Source organism: Flavimaricola marinus (assembly GCF_900184895.1).
Classification (GTDB): Bacteria; Pseudomonadota; Alphaproteobacteria; order Rhodobacterales; family Rhodobacteraceae; genus Flavimaricola; species Flavimaricola marinus.
This window is the reverse complement of record NZ_FXZK01000001.1, coordinates 619157-638389: the sequence shown is the minus strand read 5'-3', so window position 1 is coordinate 638389 and position 19233 is coordinate 619157. Positions and strand designations below refer to the sequence as shown.

Annotated in this window: 17 protein-coding genes and 1 riboswitch; of the genes, 6 read left to right on the top strand and 11 right to left on the bottom strand. The window is 66.8% G+C overall.

Annotation, left to right across the window (positions count from 1 at the left end):
• Positions 1–15: 15 nt before the first annotated feature.
• The gene (gene cobN / locus LOM8899_RS03155) at positions 16–3807 is read right to left on the bottom strand and encodes a cobaltochelatase subunit CobN (protein WP_093990685.1); all 3792 of its coding nucleotides are present in this window, start codon (positions 3805–3807) and stop codon (positions 16–18) included.
• A 77-nt stretch (positions 3808–3884) separates the two neighbouring features.
• On the opposite strand from cobN, the gene LOM8899_RS23340 reads away from it, so the two are divergent.
• Positions 3885–4034, top strand: coding sequence for a hypothetical protein (locus LOM8899_RS23340; protein WP_168770454.1), 150 nt, complete (start codon positions 3885–3887; stop codon positions 4032–4034).
• A gap of 11 nt (positions 4035–4045) precedes the next feature.
• Here LOM8899_RS23340 and LOM8899_RS03150 read toward each other — a convergent pair whose 3' ends face one another.
• From LOM8899_RS03150 to LOM8899_RS03140, 3 genes are all read right to left on the bottom strand, one after another.
• Positions 4046–4498 (bottom strand): GNAT family N-acetyltransferase, encoded by a 453-nt coding sequence (locus LOM8899_RS03150; protein ID WP_093990684.1) that lies wholly within the window; start codon positions 4496–4498, stop codon positions 4046–4048.
• Positions 4495–5613: a cobalamin biosynthesis protein CobW gene (cobW, locus tag LOM8899_RS03145; RefSeq protein WP_093990683.1), complete on the bottom strand. Its 1119-nt coding sequence runs from the start codon at positions 5611–5613 to the stop codon at positions 4495–4497. Before cobW ends, LOM8899_RS03150 begins: the two co-directional genes overlap by 4 nt.
• A gap of 74 nt (positions 5614–5687) precedes the next feature.
• Positions 5688–6335 (bottom strand): HupE/UreJ family protein, encoded by a 648-nt coding sequence (locus LOM8899_RS03140; RefSeq protein WP_093990682.1) that lies wholly within the window; start codon positions 6333–6335, stop codon positions 5688–5690.
• Between the two features lie 118 nt (positions 6336–6453).
• Positions 6454–6673, bottom strand: a riboswitch (cobalamin riboswitch).
• 257 nt (positions 6674–6930) lie between these two features.
• Between LOM8899_RS03140 and smc the strand changes: the two genes are divergently transcribed.
• Positions 6931–10383 carry a chromosome segregation protein SMC gene (smc, locus tag LOM8899_RS03135; RefSeq protein ID WP_093990681.1) on the top strand — a complete coding sequence of 1151 codons (3453 nt, stop codon included), beginning with the start codon at positions 6931–6933 and terminating at the stop codon, positions 10381–10383.
• Between the two features lie 262 nt (positions 10384–10645).
• Positions 10646–11017, top strand: a complete 372-nt coding sequence (locus LOM8899_RS03130) for a hypothetical protein (protein ID WP_093990680.1) — start codon at positions 10646–10648, stop codon at positions 11015–11017.
• Between the two features lie 49 nt (positions 11018–11066).
• On the opposite strand, the gene LOM8899_RS03125 is transcribed toward LOM8899_RS03130, so the two are convergent.
• The 5 genes from LOM8899_RS03125 to LOM8899_RS03105 are packed head-to-tail and all read right to left on the bottom strand — an operon-like array spanning position 11067 to position 14930.
• Positions 11067–11450, bottom strand: a complete 384-nt coding sequence (locus tag LOM8899_RS03125; RefSeq protein ID WP_093990679.1) for a hypothetical protein — start codon at positions 11448–11450, stop codon at positions 11067–11069.
• Positions 11447–12613, bottom strand: a complete 1167-nt coding sequence (locus LOM8899_RS03120; RefSeq protein WP_093990678.1) for a lytic murein transglycosylase — start codon at positions 12611–12613, stop codon at positions 11447–11449. The genes LOM8899_RS03125 and LOM8899_RS03120 overlap by 4 nt, the downstream gene beginning before the upstream one ends.
• A gap of 51 nt (positions 12614–12664) precedes the next feature.
• Entirely contained in the window at positions 12665–13570 is a 906-nt protein-coding gene (gene cbiB, locus LOM8899_RS03115; RefSeq protein ID WP_093990677.1) for an adenosylcobinamide-phosphate synthase CbiB, read from the bottom strand.
• Positions 13567–14562 carry a threonine-phosphate decarboxylase gene (locus LOM8899_RS03110; protein ID WP_093990676.1) on the bottom strand — a complete coding sequence of 332 codons (996 nt, stop codon included), beginning with the start codon at positions 14560–14562 and terminating at the stop codon, positions 13567–13569. Before LOM8899_RS03110 ends, cbiB begins: the two co-directional genes overlap by 4 nt.
• Positions 14559–14930 (bottom strand): DUF1636 family protein, encoded by a 372-nt coding sequence (locus LOM8899_RS03105; RefSeq protein ID WP_093990675.1) that lies wholly within the window; start codon positions 14928–14930, stop codon positions 14559–14561. Before LOM8899_RS03105 ends, LOM8899_RS03110 begins: the two co-directional genes overlap by 4 nt.
• 203 nt (positions 14931–15133) lie before the next feature.
• On the opposite strand from LOM8899_RS03105, the gene LOM8899_RS03100 reads away from it, so the two are divergent.
• Entirely contained in the window at positions 15134–15511 is a 378-nt protein-coding gene (locus LOM8899_RS03100; protein WP_093990674.1) for a response regulator, read from the top strand.
• Positions 15512–15645: 134 nt separating this feature from the next.
• Here the strand turns inward: LOM8899_RS03100 and LOM8899_RS03095 are convergent, their stop codons facing one another.
• Complete coding sequence (locus LOM8899_RS03095) at positions 15646–16626, bottom strand: glutathione S-transferase family protein (protein WP_093990673.1); 981 nt, start codon at positions 16624–16626, stop codon at positions 15646–15648.
• Positions 16627–16706: 80 nt separating this feature from the next.
• Positions 16707–17450, bottom strand: a complete 744-nt coding sequence (locus LOM8899_RS03090) for a class I SAM-dependent DNA methyltransferase (protein WP_093990672.1) — start codon at positions 17448–17450, stop codon at positions 16707–16709.
• A gap of 223 nt (positions 17451–17673) precedes the next feature.
• Between LOM8899_RS03090 and LOM8899_RS03085 the strand changes: the two genes are divergently transcribed.
• Positions 17674–17913 carry a DUF6732 family protein gene (locus tag LOM8899_RS03085; RefSeq protein ID WP_093991386.1) on the top strand — a complete coding sequence of 80 codons (240 nt, stop codon included), beginning with the start codon at positions 17674–17676 and terminating at the stop codon, positions 17911–17913.
• Positions 17910–19232 carry a sirohydrochlorin chelatase gene (locus tag LOM8899_RS03080; RefSeq protein WP_093990671.1) on the top strand — a complete coding sequence of 441 codons (1323 nt, stop codon included), beginning with the start codon at positions 17910–17912 and terminating at the stop codon, positions 19230–19232. The genes LOM8899_RS03085 and LOM8899_RS03080 overlap by 4 nt, the downstream gene beginning before the upstream one ends.
• The last annotated feature ends 1 nt before the right edge of the window (position 19233 follow it).

Here is a 19233-nt window from a genome sequence, read left to right as displayed (position 1 = left end):
CGGTCAGGTGATGGCCTAGCCGGTCGAGGTGTCCCGCCGCAGCCCATCGATCCGGGCGCGGGCGGAATTGGAGCGTGGCACCCAAAGCCCGCGCTCGATCGCCTCGTGCAGCCGGTCCGCGATGTCGGCCAACGCCGGAGCGTTGTGCTCTTCGATGAAATCCCGCGTGTCGTCGTCGGCCAGAAACGCTTCTTCGACCAGATCGAAGTGGTGGTTGCGCACCGCTCCGGTGGTGGCGGAGAAGGCAAAGAGGTAGTCGACCGTGGCCGCGATCTCGAACGCGCCCTTGTAGCCGTGCCGCTTGACCCCGTCGATCCATTTGGGATTGACCACCCGCGACCGGATCACCCGCCCGATCTCATCCTCGAGGGTGCGGATCACCGGCCGTTCGGGCCGCGAGTGATCGTTGTGATAGATCGGCCTGTCGCGCCCTTGCAGGGCGTGGACCGCGGCGGCGGCGCCGCCTTCGAATTGGTAGTAGTCGTCGCTGTCGAGGATGTCGTGTTCGCGGTTGTCCTGATTTTGCACGATCGCCTCGACCTGTCCGAGCCGCTGTTCGAGGCCGGTCCGATCCCGCACGCCTTCCTGCCCCGCTCCGTAGGCGTAGCCGCCCCATTCCAGATAGGCCTCGCCCAGATCGGCGCGGGTGGTCCAGAGCCGTTCGTCGATCAGCGCCTGAAGTCCCGCCCCGTAGGCGCCGGGTTTCGAGCCAAAGACCCGTGCGGTGCCTTCGCCTTGCCGCGCGCGGGCGGCGGCCGGGTTGTCGTCGGCGGGCTCGTCGAGGGCCTGGATCGCTCGCGCCGCGCTGTCGACCAGCGCGATCAGTTGCGGGAAGGCATCCCGAAAGAAGCCCGAGACCCGCAGCGTCACATCGACCCGCGGCCGCCCGAGCGTGCCCAAGGGCAGGATGTCGAAGCCGGTGACTCGCCGGTTGGCCGCATCCCATTTCGGCTTGACCCCCATGAGCGCCAGAGCCTGCGCGATGTCGTCGCCGCCGGTCCGCATGTTGGCGGTGCCCCATGCGGTGACGAGCATCGCGCGGGGCCAGTCGCCGTGGTCTTGTAGATGTTTTTCGATCAGCAGGTTGGCCGAGGCCCAGCCGAGCGACCACGCCGTCGGCGTCGGCACGGCCCGGCTGTCGACGCTGTAGAAATTCCGACCTGTGGGCAGCGTGTCCATCCGCCCGCGTGTGGGCGCGCCGGAGGGGCCGGGGGCGATGGCCTTGCCGCTGAGCGCGGTGAGCAGGGCGTTCCCTTCGGCGGGGCCGCACTGTGCGATCGTGGGCAGGATATGCTGGCCGATGTGATCGAGCACGGCGGCGCTGGCCGGGCCGGGGGGTGACGCTTGCGGGGCAAGCCCCGCGCCGCCCCACCCACCGTCCCGATACGCGTTCGGGTTGCCGTCCCGCAGGGTGTCGATGAGCTGGATGCTGTAGAGTTCGAGCCGTTCCACCGTGTCGCCGGTGGTGCGCCATGTATCGCGGCTGAGGGCGTTGAGCGTGTCGGGTCGTGGCCCGGCCCATGGCGTGCCGAGATCGGCGCTGAGCGGGTCGAAATCGAGGCCGAGGTCTGCGGCCAGCGCGCGCAGCAGTGAGGCGTCTTGTCCTGAACCGTCGCCGCGTGGCACCCGGGCAAGGGCGATGGCGAGGTTGCGGGTGAGTTCGCCCTCCGGGCTTTGCCCGAAGATGTGCAGCCCGTCGCGGATTTGTGCTTCCTTGAGGTCGCAGAGATAGGCGTCGAGTTGTCCCAGATCGTGGTCCTCGTCGCCGGTGAAGCCAGCGTCCTGCGCCAAGCCGGTGGTTTCGCTGAGGCTGAGGATGTCTTTCTTGAGCCGGGTCAGCCGTCGCGGGTCCATTCCGGCGGCGTCGTAGTATTCGTCCACGAGCGCTTCGAGATCGCGCAGCGGCCCGTAGGATTCCGCCCGCGTCAGTGGCGGCGTCAGGTGATCGACGATGACCGCCTGCGCCCGCCGTTTCGCCTGTGTGCCCTCGCCGGGGTCGTTGACGATGAACGGGTAGACGTGCGGCATGGGGCCGAGTGTCAGTTCGGGCCAGTCCTCGGGGCCGAGTGCCACGGCCTTGCCCGGAAGCCATTCCAGATTGCCGTGTTTGCCCATGTGGACGATGGCGTCGGAATTTTCCCGCACCCAAAGGTAGAAGGCCAGGTAGTTGTGCGGCGGGATCAGGTCGGGCGAGTGATAGGTTTCCTTTGGGTCGATGTTGTAGCCCCGCGCCGGTTGCAGCCCAATGGTGATATTGCCGAACCGGTGCAGGGACAGTTTGAAACCCGTATCGTCCGCGGGCGGCGAGTCCTGTGTCGTGAGTTTTTCGGCCAAGATGAAGGGATCGCTTGCCGCCTCGCCCCAGCGGGTGGTGATCTGGGTCTTGGCGGACCAAGGCAGGTTTCTGAAGGCGGCGTCGTAGGCGCTGAGCGGGTAGTGCTCGCCGCCTTGCCGGTCGGCCCGGTCTGTTCGCCAGTTGGTGGGGCCGGACATGAGCCTGTCCATCAACTCTTGCGCCGTGGCGGGCAGCGGGCCGGTGTTGTAACCGGCCTCATTGAGCAGGTTGAGCGTGTGCAGCGTGGCCGCGGGCGTGTCGAGCCCGACGCCGTTGGCGAGCCTGCCGTCCCGGTTTGGGTAGTTGGCGAGGATCAGGGTGACCTTGCGGTCCTTGGCGGGGGTCCGTTGCAGTTTGGCCCAGTTTGCGGTGAGGGCCGTCACGAATTGGATCCGGTCGGTTTGCGCCTGATAGGTGGCGATCGGGCATTCGGTGTCGGGGTCGAAGAACGCCTCGCCCTTGAAGCTGATCGCCCGGGTGATGAGCCGCCCGTCGACCTCGGGCAGGGCGACGTTCATCGCGATATCCCGCGCCGAAAGCCCGGCGTTGCCGGAGGCCCATGCCTCGGCGCTGCTGCCGGACAGGATCACCTGAAACACAGGGGCGCCATTGCCGGATGCGCTGGTGAGCGGGTTTTCGGGGCTGCTGTCGCCGTGCGGATTGCCCACCGCAAAGGCAGTGCCGTTCAGGATGACCGAGGGCGGTGCGGATTGGAACAGGTGGTCGAGGGTGGCTTGGCTGACCGGGTCTTTCAGCGAGGCCACGAAGATCGGCAGCGGGGCCAGCCCGGACCGCAGCATCGTCTTGACCAGCTGGTTGATCGGGCCGAGCCCCGCGCCTTGCACCAGCGCCCGGTAGAAGACGATGGGGACCACCGGAGCATCCGGGGCCCAAGCCGCTTGTGCGGTGCTGAGGTCGGCCATGCCGGTGCCGGGCCAGTAGACGCCGGCCTTGAGCAGCGGGCTGGCGGAGGCGGGTTTGTCGGTGCCGTCCAGCATCGCCTTGGCGTAGCCGAGCAGCCGGGTCGCGTTTTCGGCCCCGCCTTCGACGAAGTAGGACCAGAGCGCGTCGTAGTCGTCGTCGGAGACGGTGGAGAAGGTCCGCAGGTCCGGGTCGGGTTTGTCGTCGCCGGGCAGGGCGCAGAAGCTGACCCCGGCCTCGTGCAGCCGCGCGGCGTATTGTTCGAACCCATAGCGCCAGTAGCCGGCTCCACCGAGGATCCGCGCGATCACCAGCCGCGATTTCGTGGCGCAGGTGTCCAGGTGCATGTCCACCGAAAGCGGGTGGTTGAGGTGCATGATGTTGGCCAGCCGCAGGCTGGGCGGTGTGTCCATCGCGGCCCGCGCCTCGGACAGGAGCGCCAGTTCCGTATCGGCGGCGGAGAGAATCACCACGTCCGCCGGGCTTTGCCCCAGGTCGACGGGCTCTTTGCCGTCGCCGATGGCGCCGGGGGTCGCTGCTAGCAGGTGCATGGGTCGGTGGTGCCTTGTGGTAAGCGCCGCGCTCGGCGTAAAGTTTCGTGGACAGCCCGATCCACAGGAGCAGACCGATGACCGATCAGCCCAATTCCAAGGACGCCCCCGCCAAGCTGAGCCCGAAGGAGCGGATGGCTCGCCTCAAGGCTCTGACGACGAGCCGGGCCGGCCCGCCCGAAGAGGTGGATGAAGAGACCGAGAAGGGCAAGGCGCTGCGCAAGTAGTGCGCCTGTCGTCATAGCTGTCGTTCCATGAATATGGAGTGTGGTCCTTCGACATAGTCGCCGAACGGGCCGCAGAGTGTGAAACCGTGCCGCTGATACAGCCGGTGCGCAGGGTAGAGGTCGTCGCCGGTTTCCAGCCGGAGCAGCCCGAGCCCTTGCGCCCGCGCCTCGGCCTCTAGCGCCCCCATCAGCGCCGCCCCGGTTCCGGAGCCGCGTGCGCCCGGATCGACGAACATGGATTTGACCTCGCCGTAGCCGTCGAACCGTTTGAGCGCGGCGCAGCCGGTGGCTTTCCCGTCGCGCTCGGCGATCAGGAAGGTGATGTCGTCGGTGCAGAGCGCGTCGATCGACAGGTAGTGATTATGCTCGGGCGGGTAGAGCGAGGACAGGTAGTCATGGCTCGCCTGCAGGAGCGCCGTCCCGTCGGCCGAGCGGGGGTCGCCTTTGCGGACGGTCACGCTCATGCCGGCTGCGGGGCCTTTTGCGGCTGGGATTGCAGTGCGCTTTCGATTGCCCCCCGGTCGAGCCCGGCCATGCCGATCACCACCAGCCGGGTCTCGCGGGCGGCCGCGCCGAAGGGCTGGTCGTAGTAGCTGTCGATCCGAGGACCGACGGCCTGGATGGTGAGCCGCATCGGCTTGCCCGTCACCGCCGCGAAGCCCTTGAGCCGCAGGATGTCGTGCTGCCGGATAACGTCGGCCAGATGCAGCGTGAACGCTTTTGGGTCTGTGATCTCTGAGGCATTGACGACGAAACTTTCGAATTCGTCGTGGCCATGCGCATGTTCGTGGTGGTGATGGTCGTCACCGTCGTGGTGATCGTCGTCGTGGTGATCGTCATCATCGTGGTGATGATGGTGGTGGATCTCGTGGCGGGCGTCCATATCCGCCTCTGCCCCGACCCCTTGGCCGAGGAGCACGTCGACGGGCAGGGCGCCCATCGAGGCGCGCAGCACCTGCACGCTGCCGCGTGCTTCGGATTTCAGCCGGGTGGTGAGGGCCTCTGCTTCAGCTTCGGTCAGCAGGTCGGATTTGTTCACCACGATCATGTCGGCGCAGGCGATCTGGTCTTCGAACAGCTCGGAGAGCGGGGTGTCGTGGTCGAGCCCTTCGTCGGCGGTGCGCTGGGCATCCACGGCGGCGACATCATGGGCAAAGCGGCCTTCGGTCACGGCCTTGCCGTCGACCACGGTGACGACGCCGTCGACGGTGACGCGGGTGGAAATCCCCGGCCAGTTGAAGGCCCGCACGAGGGGCTGAGGCAGGGCCAGACCGGAGGTCTCGATCACGATGTGATCGGGCGGCGTTTCGCGCGACAGCAGCGCCTCCATCGTGGGGATGAAATCGTCGGCCACGGTGCAGCAGATGCAGCCGTTCGACAGCTCCACCACGTCCTCGTCGGCGCAGTTCTCGATCCCGCAGCCGCGCAGGATTTCGCCGTCGACGCCGAGATCACCGAATTCGTTGATGATCAGGGCGATCCGCTTTCCCTCTGCGTTTTGCAGCATGTGTCGGATCAGCGTGGTCTTACCGGCACCGAGAAAACCGGTGATGACGGTGGCGGGTATCTTGGCGGGCATGGTGGCAGCTCCGGTGGGCTAGGTGTGAAACGGGCGGCCCCGAGGGACCGCCCGTCAATGCAAGGGGAAAGAGATCAGGCGCCGGCGAGGATCGCGACGATCGGACCTTCGACCATTTCGAGGGCCATGAAGACGCCGACACCGGCAACCATTGCACCGGCGAGCCGGGCGTTGATCGCGGAGGCGGTGGTGGCCCCCAGAACTTTTTCAGCGACCCAGCCTGCACCCAGAGCGATGGCATATTGGATCAGGCCCAGACCGACGAAGTAGCCGAGCAGCACCGCGCCGCCGACGCCGCCTTCCTGGCCCGCGATCGAGCCGCCGAAGGCCGCGCCGTGGAACAGGCCGAAGGCTGCAAAGAGCACAAGGGCGGGGGCGAAGCTCAGAGACCGGCCCGACAGGACGATCCCGCCCAGCACCACCAGCGAGGCGACGACGACGCCTTCGACGGCGGGCAGTGCCACGCCTGCGTAGATCATCGCGCAGCCGACCAGCATCGCGCCGATATAGGCGGCGGGTGCCAGCATCTTGCGACCGGTGAACACAGCCGCCACGCCCATCAGCGCCACGAAGAACAGGTGATCGAACCCGAGCACCGGATGTCCGACGCCGGACAACAGCCCGTGAGCGAGGGTTTCCATCGGCAATCCGCCCAGAGGGTGATGCGCGAGTGCGGGGCTGGCGATGGTGACGCCTGCGGCGGCGAGAAGTAGCTTTTTCATGTCTGTCCCCTTCGGATCAGTGTCGTGAAGGGAGGTATCGTCAGAGGAGCCACCGTTCTTTGCGCTGGCTTACCCCTACGGAACACCCCGTCCGTTACAAAAGGCCGGACCCCGCGTGATGCGGTTCCCGTGCATGGCAGGTCTCCTGGCTTGCGGGTCGCTGCGTGTCGTCTGCCTTCCCGGTTGCCCAGTGGCTCGAATGACGACCGCTCGCCGCTGACAGTCGCGGGGGCGGCTGCGGATTTGGGCCTCCTGTTCAGGATCAGCCCGCACCGCATTCCCTTTTGATCCCCGGCGCTTTGCGCCTTTGGCGGGGAACCATGCTCTTTAGTTGTGAAGTTGACCGCGCGGCCCGTCAAGTGGCCATTGCGACATCGCGGTGGGGGAAGGCGGCATTCCGTTTTGGCCGTCACGCCCGTGGTCAGCCCGCGCCATTGGATATTTTTGACCCAAAGAAGCCTCGGACGGCTGCGCATCGCCCCAATATGTTGTGGATAACCGCCTATGCCCCGCTGAAAGTGGTGTGCCGTCGTTGACTCGCCCCCGCCGGGTCCGTCATCCTTCGACACTGTCTAGAATCGCAAAAGGCGACCTGATGCGCTTTACCCGGCTGCGCCTGAATGGCTTCAAGAGCTTTGTCGATCCGACCGATCTGGTGATCGCCGATGGCCTGACCGGCATTGTCGGGCCGAATGGCTGTGGCAAATCCAACCTTCTGGAGGCGCTGCGCTGGGTGATGGGCGAGAACCGCCCGACGGCGATGCGCGGGGGCGGCATGGAGGACGTGATCTTCGCCGGGGCCTCGACCCGCCCGGCCCGCAATTATGCCGAGGTGGTTCTGACCATCGACAACGCCGAACGTCTGGCGCCTGCCGCGTTCAACGATGCCGACAATCTGGAGATCGTCCGCCGTATTACCCGCGACGCGGGCAGCGCCTACAAGGTCGGCGCCAAGGATGTGCGCGCCCGCGATGTGCAGATGCTGTTTGCCGACGCCTCGACCGGTGCGCATTCGCCGGCACTCGTCCGGCAGGGCCAGATTTCGGAGCTGATCAACGCCAAGCCGACCAACCGCCGCCGCATCCTGGAAGAGGCCGCCGGCATCTCTGGCCTGTATCAGCGCCGCCACGAGGCCGAGTTGAAGCTGAAGGGCGCGGAGGCCAATCTGCTTCGCGTCGACGATGTGATCGAGCAGTTGGCCGCCCAACTGGCCCAGCTGGCCCGGCAGGCCCGCCAAGCCGCCCGGTATCGTGAGATCGGTGAAAAACTCCGCCGCGCCGAGGGGCTGTTGCTGTATCGTCGCTGGGCCGAGGCGGATGCCGCTCGGCTGGAGGCGGAGGGCGCTCAGAAGGAGCGCACGCTGGAAGCCGCCCGTGCGGAAACGGCGGCCCAGTCCGCGGGCCGCGCCCGTGCGCAGGCCGAAGAAGACTTGCCCGCGCTCCGCGAGGAGGAGGCCATCGCGGGCGCCATCCTGCAGCGCCTGATCGTCAGTCGCGACACTCTGGCTGAGGAAGAGACCCGGGCCCGTTCGCGGATCGCGGCCTTGACCGATCGCATCGCCCAACTGGATCGCGACCGGGAGCGCGAGGAGGCGCTCAATCGCGACGCAGGCGAGACGATGGAGGGCTTGAAGGCCGAAGCGGCTGAGCTGGAGGCCGCTGGTCGTGGCCATGACGGCCGGCTTGCGGCGGCGGCGGCGGCATCGCGCGAGGCGGCTGACGTGCTGCAATCGCGCGAAGCGTCGATGACCGAACAGACCGAGGATGTGGCCCGGCTGGCCGCCCGCCACCAGTCTGCGCAACGATTGATCGAGGACAACCGCAAGACCCTGGCCAAAAACACCGCCGAGGCCGAACGCGCCAAGACGGCACTGTCGGATGCAGAGGCGCTGCTCCGCAAGTCATCGGCGGATTTGGCAGCGGCCGAAGAAGCGCTGGAGACGGCCGTGGCGACGGCCGAGGCCGCCGACGAGACTTTGGCCGAGACCGAGGCCGCCCGCGCAGAGACCCAGAGCCGCGAGGCCGACGCTCGGGCGCAGCGTTCCGAGGCCGAGGGCGAAGCCAGCGCTTTGCGGGCCGAGGTCGCTGCGCTTGCCCGCTTGGTCGAGAGGGACACGAGCGAGGGCGGGCAGGTCATGGATCTGCTCGAGGTCACCGCCGGTTATGAGAAGGCGCTGGGCGCTGCGCTGGCCGATGATCTGCGTGCCCCGGCGGTCGAGGCCGGGCAGTCAGGCTGGGTGACGTTGCCCGCCTATGCCAAGAGCCAGACCTTGCCCGAAGGCGTCGTCGCCCTGACGAATTATGTCAATGTTCCCGGTGTGTTGGCCCGCCGGATGGCGCAGGTCGGATTGGTCGGTGCGGCCGAAGGCGCCCGCTTGCAGCCCTCGTTGCTGCCCGGTCAGCGCCTTGTCAGCACCGAGGGCGATCTGTGGCGCTGGGACGGGTTCTGTGCCGGGGCGGAGGATGCGCCGTCGGCGGCGGCGTTGCGGTTGCAGCAGCTGAACCGGCTGGTCGAGCTGAAGCGGGATCTGGAGGAAGTGGCCGCCCGTGCGCAGGGCGCGTTGCAGGCACACGAGGCGTTGACCGAGCGATTGTCGGCCTTGACCGAGGCCGATAGCCGCGCCCGTGCGGCCCGCAGGGATGCCGACCGGCTGGTGGCCGAGGCGAACCGGGCGCTGGCGCGGGCGGAGGCGGATCGCGACTTGGCGGAGGGTCGCCGCGAGGCGTCGACGTTGGCGCTGGCCCGTCACGAGGATGAGGCGATGTCCGCCCGCAAGTCCCTGACCGAGGCCGAGAGGGCCGCGGAAGGCTTGGGCAATCTGGCGGCGTCGCGGGCGGCTGTCGACGACCTTCGCACTACGGTCGAGGCCGCTCGGATCACGATGATGTCGCGCCGTTCGGGCCATGACGAATTGCGCCGCGAGGGTGAGGCCCGGACCCGTCGCATTCAGGATATTACCAAGGAAATCAACGGCTGGCAGACGCGGCTCGACACGGCGGCCCGTCGCATGGCCGAACTGTCGGAGCGCAGATCCGAGGCCGAGGACGAGCTGGCCGAGGCATGGGCCGCGCCGGACGAGATTGCGGCGAAGCGGGCCGAATTGGCCGATGCGCTGACCGAGGGGGAGGCGCGTCGGGCGGCGGCGGCGGATGCTTTGGCGGTGGCCGAATCGGCTCTGCGCGAGACGACCTTGGCCGAGCGTGAGGCGGAGCGTGCCGCCTCGGAGGCCCGCGAGGCCCGTGCCCGCGCCGAAGCCCGGACCGAAGCGGCCCGTGAAACGGTGACCACGGCGGCGGATCGCATCATGGAAGCCTTGGAACAGACGCCTGCCAAGCTGCTGGAATCATTGGGAGACGAGGCCGAGATTCAAGGCGATGCTTCGGCGGTGGAAACCGAGGTGGCGATGTTGCGCCGGCAGCGGGATTCCCTTGGTGCGGTGAATTTGCGCGCCGAGGAGGATGCGCTGGAGGTTCAGACCGAGCATGATTCTTTAGCCAAGGAGAAAAATGATCTCGAGGAGGCGATCGGGGCGCTCCGCACCGGGATTGCCAGCCTCAACAAGGAGGGTCGCGAGCGGCTTTTGACCGCTTTCGAGCAGGTCAACGAGAGCTTTGGCACGCTGTTCAAGCACCTGTTTGGCGGCGGTGAGGCGCGGCTGGAGCTAGTGGAATCCGAAGATCCTCTGGATGCGGGTCTGGAGATCATGTGCCAGCCTCCCGGCAAGAAGTTGAGTGTTCTCAGCCTGTTGTCCGGTGGTGAGCAGACCCTGACCGCGCTGGCGCTGATCTTTGCGGTGTTCCTTGCGAACCCGGCGCCGATCTGTGTGCTGGACGAGGTGGACGCGCCGCTCGACGATGCCAACGTGACCCGGTTCTGCGATCTGCTCGACGAGATGACCCGCCGCACCGAGACCCGGTTCCTTGTCATCACCCACCATGCGGTGACGATGAGCCGGATGGACCGCTTGTTCGGCGTTACCATGGGCGAACAAGGGGTTAGCCAGTTGGTCAGCGTGGATCTGAAGAAGGCCGAGCAATTGGTGGCCTGATCCGATCGGGCGGGGCGCGGGCCGATCTTAACCTTTGGCGTCGATCGGGGGGCGGCCGGAAAACCGCCTGCGGTATCCCGTCGGTGTGACGTCGGTATTGCGTCGGTGCGAAATTACCGACTTGTGGGCGGGTCGCGTCCTGAACGCTAGGGGCGCCTTGTGAGGCGGGAGTTAACCTCTCCCGGTGTCGGCTTCACCCGATCGTGACACGTGTGGCGGCTGTTTCGGCCTAGGCTGTCCCCAGTTTGATCCGGGGAATGCCATGCGTGCCGTCGTCTTTGCCTGTCTTGCGAGTTTGATCCCTTTGGTCGCCGTGGCGCAGGATTGGGCCGTGCGGACCACCGACGAGCGGCTGGATGCCGGGGCGCTGTCGGCGGCTGTTACTGGCCGCACCCTGACGTTCTACGACGACGGCCAGTCCCGCTTTTCGCCCGATGGTGCCTATGCCTATACTTATTCGGCGCTGAACGGCGGGCAGAGCCAGATTGGCCAATGGCAGGTGTCTGCTGATGGTGTGATCTGTATCGCCTATGACAATGGCCGGTCCCGGTGCGACATGTATGTTCGTGCCGATGGTCGTCTCGTGGTGTTGACCGAGGATGGTGGCCGCTATCCGGTGCGTCCGGAGGGATGACGGGTCGTCGCTTGGCTGCGCCATCGCCCCGCCCGCCATCCCGCGGGCCTTAGTCATAGGGCAGATCGTCGAGCGATCTGTCGATGTAGTCGGGTGGCGGGGTTTCCCGAAGCTGCCGCGCCGCGATGGTGTCTCGCCCTTCTGCAACCGCTTTCATCACCCGGTGCATGCCGTCCATCACCCGCCCCGAAGCGCAGAGCAGGATCGGGTAGCCGAGATCGGTTTGCGCCGCCTGTCCCGCGTGCGCCATGACCGCGCGGCAGGTGGGCTGGTCGCCGGTGGCGTCGAACCAGTAGGCTTCGTCGATTTCCGCGATCCGGGCCAGCGGGTGCTCTGTGACCGGGCAGTCCGCTGCCAGAGCCGCGAGTTTGCGCAAGTCCCAGATGTGCAGGTGATCGCCCACCCGCCGGATGTGGTATTGCGCCCGGATCATAGGGCGTCGAGCAGCGCCCGTGTGGGCCATGCGTCGGCAGGTAGCCCGAGCCGCGCCTGTTCGGCCTGCACCGCCGCCCGCGTGCCCGCCCCGAGGATCCCGTCGATCCCGCCGACGTCGTGCCCGCGTGCCGCCAGCTTGCGCTGAAGCGCCATCATCTGTTCGCCTGTCAGCCCCGGATCGGGGTTGCCTGCGTCATAGACCGGCGCCCCCATGATCCGGGTGCCGAAATAGGCGGCAGTCGTCACGTAGGTGAGCGACTGGTTCCATTCGAAATAGACCCGGAAATTGGGGTAGGCGAGGAAGGCGGGTCCGTCCTTGCCCATCGGCAGCAGCACCGAGGCGGGCAGGTTGGCCGGCCCGAGATCGCCGCTGCGGGCCGTGATCCCGAGTGCCGCCCATTCGGAGACGCTCCGCTGGGTGTCGAGCCCGGTTTCCCGCCAGTCGAGCGTGTCCGGCACCCGGATTTCCTGAAGCCACGGCTCGCCCCGCCGCCAGCCGAGCGATTGCAGCATCTTGCCCCCGGACATCAGCGCGTCGATGGCCGAGGTCTTGAGCGTGACCTGTCCGTCGCCGTCTCCGTCGACCCCGTTTTCGATGATGTCGGCGGGCAGCATTTGCACCTGCCCGATCTCCCCCGCCCAGGCCCCTGTCGTCTGGTGCGTGAAATCGCCCCGTTCGAACAGCGTCATGGCGGCGAAGAGTTGTGGCCGGAAAAGCTCGGGCCGCCGGCAGTCGTGGGCCAGCGTGAACAGCGCATTGGCGGTGTTGAAATCCCCTTGGAAGCCGCCGAAGTCCGTCTCGAAGGCCCAGAACGCCAGCAGCACGCCGCGCGGGACGCCGTAGTCGGCCTCGATCCGGTCGAAGGTGCTGCTGTATCGCTGGCTGTTGGCCCGGGCGTTGTCGATCCGGTTCTGGCTGATCAGCCGCCGTGAGAAATCGATGAAGTCCCGCTGGAAGACCCCTTGCCTGCGGTCGGCCTCGATCACCGTCGGGTCGAGTTGCAGCGGTGCGGTGAAGGCTGTTGCCGTTTGGGCCGAGATCCCCCGTGCCGTGGCCTCGTCGATGAGCCCCTGTTTGAAGCTGCCGACGTCGCCGCCGCAGGTTTGGGCGCTGGCGGTGCTGCCGATGAGGGCGAGGGCGAGGGGGAGCGTGCGGATCATGGGGCCTCCTGTTTTGCCGGAGCGTAGCAGCGCGGTGCCGGGGCGCAACCGTTAGCCGAGGATCGCCCCGGCGAGCAGCAGCCCGACCATCAGCGCCCAGGTCTGCCAGAGCGTGCGCACTGCATTGTCGATGTCTTGAGCGCCGATGTTGCGCGCCCCGGTCGGGTTGACGAAGGCGAAGTCCTTGAGCGTGCCGTCGTAGCTGCGCGGTCCGGCGAGGCTGACCCCGAGCACCCGCGCCATCGCGGCTTCGGGCCAGCCGGCGTTGGGCGAGCGGTGCAGCCGCGCGTCGTGGATGATCCCCCGCCATTGCCCGCGCCGGGGCCGGGTGAGCCAGATCAGGGCTGCGGTGAGTCGGGCCGGGATCAGGTTGAGCAGGTCGTCGAACCGGGCGGCGGCCCAGCCGAAGTTTTCGTGCCGGGGGGTTCGGTAGCCGATCATGGAATCGGCGGTGTTCACGGCCTTGTAGATCAGCAGCCCGGGCAGGCCGAGGATCAGGAACCAGAAGGCCGGAGCGACGACCCCGTCGGAGAGGTTTTCGGCCGCGCTTTCGATGGCGGAGCGGGCGACGGCGGGCGTGTCCATCGCGCCGGTATCCCGGCTGACGATCATCGCCACGGCGGCCCGCCCGTCGCCGGTGCTGGTGTAGAGCCCTTGCGCCACGGCGCGGACGTGGTCGGAAAGCGAGCGTTGTGCCAGCAGGATCGCGGCGATGCCGATGTCGATGATCTGGCCGGGGAGGGCGGCGAGCGCCAGCCCCAGCCCGCCTGCGCCGAGGATCAGGAGCAAGAGCGCGCCGATGCCTTTGGCTTTTTGATGGGGGGCGTGGTTGAGCCGGGTGTCGAGCCAGTTCACGCAGCGCCCCATGAGGATGGCCGGGTGGGTGAGCCGCGACCAGAGCCAGCGCGGTTCGCCGAAGGCGGAGTCGAGCAGCAGGGCGGCGAGGAGGGCGGTCATTTGGCGGGCGGGCTGTCGGGGACGCTCGGCTGCGCCGTCGCCCCACCCGCCATCCCGCCGAGCGCGGTTTCCAGATGTGTCCACCCGTCGGGGCCGGGCAGGCCGAGCCGCAGCCATGTGTCGGAATAGGGGAAGATCCGCGACCAGACGTGCGACTGCGCGAGGTGGTCTTGCCAGCGGGTCGCGCTGTCGACCTCGTAGAGCCGGAACAGCGATGTGCCGCCGAGGGCTGTGCCGCCGTGCTGGCTGATAAGGCTGTCGAGCCGCTCGGCATCCTGCGCGGTCCGCTTTCGGGTTTCGCTGGCCCATGCGGTGTCGGTGAGCGCCTTGGCCCCGATTTCGAGGGCTGGGCCGGAGATCTGCCACGGCCCCAGCGCCTCGCCCAATTGCCCGATCAGCGCCGGATCGCCGATGGCAAAGCCCAGCCGCAGCCCGGCGAGCCCCCAGAATTTGCCGAAGCTCTTGAGCACGATCGTGCCGGGCCGGGTGGCGAGGTGGATCAGGCTGGCGTCGGGGGTGACGTCGCAGAAGCTTTCGTCGATGACGGTGAGCCGGGCGGGGCGGAGCTCGTTCGCCTGCCAGATCCGGCCTGTGGGATTGTTGGGGTGGACGACGACCTGTGCATCGCCGTCTTCGGCCAGCGCAACGCCGTGGGCGGCAAAGGCGGCGGCGTGTTCGTTGTAGGTGGGCTGGGCGATGTGCACGCCGGTGAGCGCCATCAGCGACGGGATCCGCGCGATCAGCGCCGAGGCCCCGGGGGCGGCGAGCACGGCCGCCTCGGCCGGCACGTTCCAGAATGCCCGCGCGGCGGTTTCGAGCGCCGAGAAGGCGCCGCTGTCCGGCAGGGCGTTCCACGCATTGGCGCTGATCTGTCCGGTGGGATAGGGCACCGGGTTGATCCCGGTCGACAGATCGAGCCAGCCCGACCGCGCCCCGCCGAACCGGGCGATGGCGGCGTCGGTCCCGCCGCCGTGGTCGCGGCCGGAGGTCATGCCTCGGGCGGTGTCGGCAGGTGGCGGCTGACGAAGTGCCCTTTGACCGCCTGCGGCCATTCCCGGTAGGGCACCTGTCCGGTTTCGCTGGCGTGGTGCAGGGCGGCGTAGTCGACGATCCCCTGCGCGGCCTCGGCCAGCGGTTCGAAGGTGCCCATCGAGTAGCCGATCTTGCCCGCCCCCTGCACGATGACGTTGCAGGCCCGTTCGCAGCCCATGGTGCAGGACACACGGCGGGTCTGGACGGGGGTGGTTTCGGCGGCGGCTTCGATCAGGGCGGCGAGCGCCTCGCCATCGGTCGTCTGCATATCGGTCTGGTCCCAACCGGGCCGTTTGCAGGTGTCGCAGATGGTAATCCAGGTTGTCATATCGGCCGCGCCTTATTGTGTCTGAGTGCCGCGCCGCTTCAAGCGGATTTTTGCCGGAATCACAAGTCTACTGACGTTAAGGTAAGTAAATGGTGATCGCTGCCGATTCGTTAACCTATTGTTAAGGAACTGAGGAGCATCCACAGGGTGTGGAGATGCTTTAACCAAAAATAAACTTCAACACCGGACCGAGGAGGTTTTGCATGCGCGTTTTGATCGTCGAAAGCGAAATTGAACTGGCCAATATATGGCGACGACATCTGGAGCGATTATCGTTCGAGGTGCATCATGCCGAGACCTCCGATCTGGCTGTCGAGGCCATCGGGGACCAGGACTTCGATGTGATCATCCTGAACCTGATCCTTGCCGAAGGGTCGGCCTTGGCTGTTTCGGATTATGCCCAGTATCGCCAGCCCAACACCAACGTCATCTTTGTCACTGATACCTCGTTCTTTTCAGACGGTTCTATTTTCTCAATGACTCCGAATGCCCGGGCCCTCGTCCGCACCGGGACCAAGCCGGAAGACCTTGCCGCGATGGTCGAGCATTACGGCAGCCATGCCGAGACCCAGCCCGTCTAGCCGTTTCGCGCCCACCACCGCGCCGGTCTGACATTCTCAGGGCCGGTCCGACTGCCGTTCTGCCGCCGCCACACTCCGTCTGTCGATCGCCGCTGACGAAGCGCCTTTGATCCTGCGTTGCCCGTCGCTTTTTCTCAGATCCCGTCCCGTCCGTGCGGGGCGCTGAGGTCGATCCGCGGCCCCACGGGCACGATCCGGTGCGGATTGATGGTTTCGTGGCTGTAGTAGTAGTGCCGCACCGCGTGATCGAGCCGCGTTACCTCGGCCACCCCGTCCCATTGATAGAGCTCGCGCGTGTAGCCCCAGAGGTTGGGCATATCCATGATCCGCGACCGGTTGCATTTGAAATGCCCGTAGTAGACCGGATCGAACCGGATCAGCGTGGGATAGAGCCGCCAGTCGGCCTCGGTGATGGTATCCCCCATCAGGTAGCGATTGCGCGACAGGTGGTCTTCGAGCCAGTCGATGGTGTCGAACAGCGGCGTGATCGCCGCGTCATAGGCCTTTTGCGTGGTGGCAAAGCCGCATTTGTAGACGCCGTTGTTCAGCGTGTTGTAGATCCGGTCGTTGATCGGGGCGATGTCGTCGCGTAGCGCCTCGGGCCAGTAATCGTCGCTGTTGCCGGTGATGCCGTCGAAGGCCGAGTTGAACATGCGGATGATCTCGGAGCTTTCGTTGGTGACGATCTGCCCGGTCTGCTTGTCCCAGAGCACCGGCACGGTCACCCGGCACGAGACTTTCGGCTCGCTCCGCACGTAGATGTCCCGCAGGAAGGGCAGCCCGAACTGCTTGTCCCCCGTCGCCCCGTCAAAGCCGGTGTCGAAGGTCCAGCCGTCGTCGAGCATGTCCGGGCTGACGACCGAGACGTCGATGTGCTCCTCCAGCCCCTTGAGCGCCCGGAAGATCAGCGTCCGGTGCGCCCAAGGACAGGCGTAGCTGACATAGAGGTGGTAGCGCCCGCTTTCGGCTTTGAACCCGCTTGTGCCTGTCGGCCCCGCAGACCCGTCGGCGGTCACCCAGTTTCGGAACAGCGCTTCTTTGCGCTTGAAGGCTCCGCCCGTCGATTTCGTGTCATACCAGCTTGTGTCCCAGACGCCGTCGATCAGTTGGCCCATGATGCTCTCCTCTGTGTTGAACCCAGACCTAGACCATACCCGCCGCCTTGCCACCCTGCGTCAGCGCACAGGGGGGCTGCTCAGAGCTTCTCATAGACCGAGATATGCATCCCGGACGTGGCTGTAAGCGCTTGCTTGTCCCAGCCGCCCCAGCGGTCGCGCAGCCGCAGCCCGGCCAGTTGCGCCATCAAGTCGATCTCGGCCGGGAAGGCGTAGCGCATCGGCAGCGGGACCAGTCTGGTTCCGTCCTTGGTGATCCGTATCCGTTGCATATCAAGGGTTTGCGCGATCGGATCATGGACCGCCGCCTCCAGCCAGACTTGCTCGATATCGAGCCGCTTGGTTTCGACCCGCTGGGTTTCGGCCAGCCGCGCGTGATCGGGCACGAAGGTTTCGATGACGAAGAGCCCGCCGGGCCGCAGCCGTGCGGCGGTGTGCCCGAAGCAGCGGACCTGCGCCTCCTGGCTGGTCAGGTTGAACAGGGTGTTGAACACCAGAAAGGCGTGATCGAACGGCGCCTCGAACGGCTCGAAGGACCGGCCGTCCGCCATATCCCCGATCACCACGGGGATGTCGGTCCCACCCGGTTTGGCGCGCAGGCCATCGACCATCAGGGGCGAGCCCTCGATGCCGCTGATCCGGACCCCGCGCCGGGCCAGTGGCAGGGCGATCCGCCCGGTACCGATGGCCAGTTCGAGCACGTCGCTCGCCCCGAACAGCCCGAACAGCAGATCGACCGCCTGATCCGTGGTGCCCGGATCGTGCAGGTCGTCATATTCCTCTGCGTTCAGTGCGCCGAAGCTTTCGGGGCCGTAGTTGTCCATCGCGATCCTCGTTCGGGCCTGTGGCGGCAGAGTGCCATGTCTTTGCCGGAGCGCAAAGGGGCGGATATGGGTTTGCGACTCTGTCCCGCCGTCTCTATACCTTGCCCCTGACGACGCCCCGATGGGGCCGGAGAGGTGGCGGAACGCGGTCGACCCTGACGGGGACCAAGGGCCGCATCGTCACGGCGGATCTCTCTCGGCCCCGATGATGCTGGAGATTGAGATGCGCCCTGTGAGCCTGCCCCCGAACCTGAACCTTGCCACCACTGTGGCTGTTGCCGCTTCGGGCCCCGCGGCCGCGCATCCCGGCCATCTGGCGGGGCTGGCCGGCCATGACCATTGGGTCGCCGGTGCGGCCATCGGGGCAGCCATCCTGATCGGCCTCTGGGGCGCGATCAAGGGCAAGCGCAAGGACGAGGACGTCGAGGACGAGGCCGAAGACGAGCAGGAGCAGGCGGCATGACCGTGCTCCCCAGATCGGGCGTCGAGACGGGCTCTGCAGTCGGCACCAAGACGGGCGTCATGATCTGCGGCCACGGCTCGCGCAGCCAGTCGGCCGTCGACGAGTTTGCCGTGCTGGCGGAAAAGCTGCCCGCCTTGCTCCCCTCTGACTGGATGGTCGACTACGGCTACCTCGAATTCGCCAACCCGGTGATCCGCGACGGGCTGGACCGGCTGCGCGAAGCGGGCTGCGACCGGATTCTGGCGGTGCCGGGGATGCTGTTCGCCGCGATGCACGCCAAGAACGACATCCCCACGGTGCTGAACACCTATGCCGCCAAGCATGGGATGGCCGTCAGCTATGGCCGCGAGTTGGGGGTCGACCCCAAGATGATCGCCGCCGCCGCCGGCCGCATCCGCGAGGCGGTCGATGCCGCCAATGCCGCGCACGGCGATCTGCCCCTGTCGGAGACCTGCCTCGTGGTGATCGGGCGTGGGGCTTCGGACCCGGATGCCAATGGCAACGTGTCCAAGATCGCCCGGATGATCCAGGAAGGCATGGGCTTTGGCTGGGTCGAGGTCGGCTATTCCGGCGTCACCTTCCCGCTGGTCGAGCCCTGCCTGCAACATGTCGCCCGACTGCCCTACAAACGGGTCATCGTGTTCCCCTATTTCCTGTTCTCGGGCATCCTGATCGACCGGATCTACGGCTTCACCGATCAGGTTGCCGCCGAATACCCCGAAATCACCTTCGTCAAAGCCCCCTATCTGGGCGACCATCCGCAAGTGCTGGCCACCTTCGCCGAGCGGATCATCGAACAGACCGGCAAGACCCCGCCGCCGAACTGCGGCACCTGCGGCTACCGGACGCAAATCCTCGCCTCCGAAGGCGGGCCGGTGCAAAAGATCGCCCCCGAGGATCGGGCGGGCCACCCGGCCCATGGCGAGGTGCCGCCGCCGACCTGCGTGCTGTGCAAATACCGGGTCGCGGTGCTGGGGTTCGAGGCCGAAGTCGGCGCGGTGCAGGAAAGCCATCACCACCATGTCGAGGGGCAGGGGGCCACGGCGCCCGGCTCCAACGTCGCCGATTGCACGCTCTGCGACAGCTTCTGCACCGGGCTCTGCCGCCTGAGCCACGAGGACCTGCACGCGCATCAGCACGCGCACGGCCTCGCTCACGATCATGCCCACGACCACGCCCACGACCACGCGCATGACCATCACCATGATCATCACCACGCCCATCACCACCACCACGATCACGATCATGCCCACCCGGTCTATCCCCATGCCGATCACCCGCTTGGGCCGAAAAGCGCTCTGAAGTCTCGCAAACCCTGAT